The 3887-nt window shown below is 71.8% G+C and carries 5 protein-coding genes; 3 read left to right on the forward strand and 2 right to left on the reverse strand.

What is annotated here, in order from left to right:
• On the forward strand, positions 1-374 hold a 374-nt coding region (locus tag ACSNOD_RS29375), incomplete at its 5' end, for a BBE domain-containing protein (RefSeq protein ID WP_436770115.1).
• Positions 375-506: 132 nt separating this feature from the next.
• Here the strand turns inward: ACSNOD_RS29375 and ACSNOD_RS29380 are convergent.
• Together ACSNOD_RS29380 and ACSNOD_RS29385 are read right to left on the reverse strand one after the other, a co-directional pair.
• Complete coding sequence (locus ACSNOD_RS29380) at positions 507-1217, reverse strand: phosphatase PAP2 family protein (protein WP_436770116.1); 711 nt, start codon at positions 1215-1217, stop codon at positions 507-509.
• A 255-nt stretch (positions 1218-1472) separates the two neighbouring features.
• Positions 1473-2477 carry an NlpC/P60 family protein gene (locus tag ACSNOD_RS29385; RefSeq protein ID WP_436770117.1) on the reverse strand — a complete coding sequence of 335 codons (1005 nt, stop codon included), beginning with the start codon at positions 2475-2477 and terminating at the stop codon, positions 1473-1475.
• Between the two features lie 395 nt (positions 2478-2872).
• On the opposite strand from ACSNOD_RS29385, the gene ACSNOD_RS29390 reads away from it, so the two are divergent.
• Together ACSNOD_RS29390 and ACSNOD_RS29395 are read left to right on the forward strand one after the other, a co-directional pair.
• Positions 2873-3076, forward strand: a complete 204-nt coding sequence (locus ACSNOD_RS29390; protein ID WP_436770118.1) for a DUF397 domain-containing protein — start codon at positions 2873-2875, stop codon at positions 3074-3076.
• 403 nt (positions 3077-3479) lie between these two features.
• Positions 3480-3788 carry a hypothetical protein gene (locus ACSNOD_RS29395; RefSeq protein WP_436770119.1) on the forward strand — a complete coding sequence of 103 codons (309 nt, stop codon included), beginning with the start codon at positions 3480-3482 and terminating at the stop codon, positions 3786-3788.
• Positions 3789-3887 lie beyond the last annotated feature (99 nt).

Genomic DNA, 3887 nt, shown 5'->3' on the forward strand with positions numbered 1-3887 from the left:
GCGGGAAGCCCCGGGGGCCGGCCGGCGAGGGCCGGCGCGACGGGGCGGTGGGGGTCCACCTGACGGCGCTCGGCGGCGCCATCGGCCGGGTGCCGCCCGGCGCCACCGCGTTCGTCCACCGCGGCTGTTCCGCCCTGCTGCAGTATCTGGGCCACTGGCCTCGGAGCGGCTCCGGGAGAGCGCACACGGCCTGGCTGGGCGCCGTCCACCGGGCGATGCGCCCCCATGTCTCCGGCGCCGCGTATCAGAACTACGCCGACCCCTGGCTGACGGACTGGCGCAGGGCGTACTACGGCGGGGCCGCGCACCGGCTGGCGCGGCTGAAGCGGCGGTACGACCCCGAGCGGCTGTTCGACTTCCCCCAGGCCCTCTGACGGGCGCGGCAGGGCGGTTCCGGGCCTGTCGCAGGGCGCCTCGGGGCCCAGGGAGGGCTCCCAGGGCCCCGAGGGCCCCGAGGGCCGATGATGAAGGGCCTCAACGGCGGTTCGGGGCCCCCGAGACCCTTGCTAGGCCGCGAGGTCCCGGTCGTCGCCCCGGGCGTCGGACCGCCGCGCGTACGGCCCGGCGATGTCCGCCTCGCTGAGCGCCGCCGCGCCCGGCGCGCCCTTGCGCCGCACGAGCCACCCGGCCCGGGACGCGCCAACGGCCGTGACCACGGGGGTGAGCAGCGCCATCGCGAGGGGCGCCAGCAGCAGCGTGACCGCCGTGCCGAGGGCGAAGCCACCGATGACGTCGGTGGGGTAGTGCACGCCCATGTAGACCCGGCAGAAGCCCTCCAGGAGCGCCAGCCCGATGCCGGCGAAGCCGAACTTCCGGTTGGCGATGAAGATGCCGACGCCCAGAGCCATCGCCATCGTGGAGTGGTCGCTGACAAAGGAGTAGTCGGTCTTGCCGGCCACCAGGACCTCGAGCCCCTGGTGATCGAGGAACGGGCGCGGGCGTTCGACGAGTTCCCTGATGGGGATGTTGACGATCAGCGCGATGCCGGCGGCGAGCGGCGCCCAGACCAGTCCGACGACCCCGCCGACGGCGTCGGCCCGCTTTCTGACGCCCCACCAGCACCACAGCATCAGCAGGGCGAGGCCGGCCAGGATGCCGTACTCCCCCACCCACTCCACGACGCGGTCGAACCAGTGCGGCGCGTCGGCTGCCAGCCCGTTGATGTCGTAGAGCAGGTTCGTGTCCAGGGCCGATCCCGCGGATTCGACTCCAGCCATAGATGAGGCCCCTTGTCTCTCGCCCTGCTCGTATGCGGCTGCGGCCCACCCCGTGGCCAACGGTGTGCTGCGACCCCAGTGCAGGGAACGCCTGTCCCCCCACCGAGCGTTCCGCTCTCCACCGAATGATCACCAGGACGTTACCCAAGGGTGACACATCGCCGCAGCTCAGGGGCTGGGCTTCACAGAGAGTCCACATCGGGTGTACATCCATGTGCCCGTTCCGCCCCGACTCCGGCGCCCGCGGGGCGAGCTTTACGCACCTCGGGGCCCCGGGAGCGCCTTCGCGCCGTCCGCGGTCACCCGCGTCGCCCCGAAGTAGTCCGGTGTATCGATCTTGTCGAAGCGGATCACGGCCCCGGTGTACGGAGCGTTGATCATGTAGCCGCCCCCCACGTAGATCCCCACGTGCCGAATGGCCCGGGAGTTGCCGAGGTCGTCCGAGAAGAACACCAGGTCGCCTGGGAGCAACTCGTCCCGCCGGGGGTGCGGCCCGGCGTTGTACTGGTCGTTGGCGACGCGCGGCAGCTCGATGCCGACCGACTGGTACGCGGCCTGGGTGAGCCCCGAGCAGTCGAACCGGCCGCCCTGGTCCGCCGTGCCCTCCCCGCCCCACAGATAGGGCGTGCCGAGCCGCTGCTGGGCGTAGTAGATGGCCCCCGCGGCCTGCCGGGACGACTCCACCCTGCCCACCGGCGCCTCGAAGCTCTTGGCGAGGGTGGTGATGGTCTTCACATAGTTCCGCGTCTCGCGATACGGCGGCACCCCGCCGTACTTGATCACCGCGTACGCGCCCGCGTTGTAGGCCGCGAGCATGTTCGCCGTGGGATCGCCCGGCACGTCCTTGACGTACCTGGCCTGAGTGCAGTCGTAGGAGGCGGCCGACGGAATGGCGTCCTGGGGGTCGAACACGTCCCGGTCGCCGTCCCCATCGCCGTCGAGGCCGTGCGTGGCCCAGGTGCCGGGGATGAACTGCGCTATGCCCAGGGCGTTGGCGGGGCTGCGGGCGCGCGGGTTCCAGCCGCTCTCCTGGTAGAGCTGCGCCGCCAGCAGGGCCGGCGTGATGGCGGGGCAGTGATTGCCCCACTTCTGCACCAGCGCCCGGTAGGCGGCCGGCACGGCGCCCTTGGCCAGGCCCACCGAACGCCCGGCGCCACCCAGGAGGTTGCCCGCCACCGAGTACGTCCCGATGACCAGCAGCGCCAGGAAGGCGAAGAGGAGGGCGAAGGCGACACCGGTGCCGACCCAGACCTTCCGCATCCTGCCGCCCCTCCCGCCGCACCGTCCTCTTCGGTGGCCGGCCCCGCGCCGGCGGCCGCCCGTCACGCTCCCGTGGGCCGCCACGCCGCGCCGAACAACCGTGCCCCGCCGGCCGCTTTCGGCCGTACGGACGTGCTTCGCACAGTACAGCCGATCGGCACGCGGACACACGGGCTACTCGCAGGTCCCACAGGCGCTTTGGCGCACCCGGTGTGACCGGCGGGGACGTGCCCCGGTTGACCGAAGGGCGCGACACGGGTGTCATGAGGCACGGGTCGCGCACCCGTGGCCGGGCGCCCGTGGGGCACCCGTGCCGTCACCGCCGCCCCAGCCGTGCCCGCGGCCCGCGGGCACCCCTCAGGTCCGCCCGTGCCCGCACCCGGAGGAACGCGTCGATGTCCGATCTCATCTGGCACAAGGCCGCACTCGAGGAGGACGGGCTGGACGCCTGGATCGAGGTGGCGAAGGGGCCCGATGGGATGATTCACCTACGGCACAGCGACCGGCCCGAGGAGGTCGTCACCACGAGCCGGGCCAAGTGGGAAGCGTTCGTCCTCGGCGTCAAGAACGACGAGTTCGACCACTTCGCGGGCCTCTGATCGAACGTTTCAGCACTCGTTGCCGGGCGTGACAGTGCGTGATACACAGAGCGACAACACGTCCTTCGCGCGCCATCGCGACGCCCCGCCCGCCCCGTACCGGGGACGGCGCCCGGGACGGCGGGGTGGACCGGCCGGACCGGCGCACTCCCGGCACGCGCCCGGCCCGTGACGCGGGACACGTACGAGATCCGCCAAGAAATGCCGTCAAGTCGACATCCGTGGAAGCGATTCTCGGCGAAGATGGACCTGACTTCCGCACCCCGCGGACGTCCGGGACGAGGCCCGACGCACAACCTGACACAAGACCTGAAACAAGACCCGACACACCCGACACAAGGCCCAGCCCGAAACCGACACGAAGCCCGAGACCTGAACACCCCATAGGGGCGGTGAGTTACGTATGAACCTGGCAGCCGACAAGGGCGACATCAACACCATCATCGGCGGCATCGCCCCGGACTGGGGGCCCTTCGGAAGCCTGGGCAACGAGGCCCGGGTGATGATCGAGGTGGTGATGGCCGTCGCCATCCTGCTCTGTCTCGCCATCGCCATCTGGGGCGCGGCCAAGCAGCGCATCGGCGCGACGGCGCTCCGCGACACCTTCAGCGCCGAGCAGGGCAAGGGCCTGATCGTCGCGGGGCTGACCGGAGTCTTCATCATCGGTTCCCTGGGCACGCTCTTCACGATCGTGTACGGCATGGCGGTCTAGCGAGGGCGGCGGCCGGCGCGGGCGCTCCGCCCGACCCGTCGGGCGCTCGCCTCCCCACGATCGGCCCCAGGCGCGTCCCGCCCCTGTCTCCCCCCGGTC

The organism is Streptomyces sp. URMC 123, assembly GCF_051386515.1.
Classification (GTDB): Bacteria; Actinomycetota; Actinomycetes; order Streptomycetales; family Streptomycetaceae; genus Streptomyces.

What these genes read in the sequence shown, in the direction of transcription:
- ACSNOD_RS29390 (WP_436770118.1), top strand. Translation starts at nt 2,873, where the DNA reads ATGTCCGATCTCATCTGGCACAAGGCCGCACTCGAGGAGGACGGGCTG.
- ACSNOD_RS29395 (WP_436770119.1), top strand. Translation starts at nt 3,480, where the DNA reads ATGAACCTGGCAGCCGACAAGGGCGACATCAACACCATCATCGGCGGC.
- ACSNOD_RS29385 (WP_436770117.1), bottom strand. Translation starts at nt 2,477, where the DNA reads ATGCGGAAGGTCTGGGTCGGCACCGGTGTCGCCTTCGCCCTCCTCTTC.
- ACSNOD_RS29380 (WP_436770116.1), bottom strand. Translation starts at nt 1,217, where the DNA reads ATGGCTGGAGTCGAATCCGCGGGATCGGCCCTGGACACGAACCTGCTC.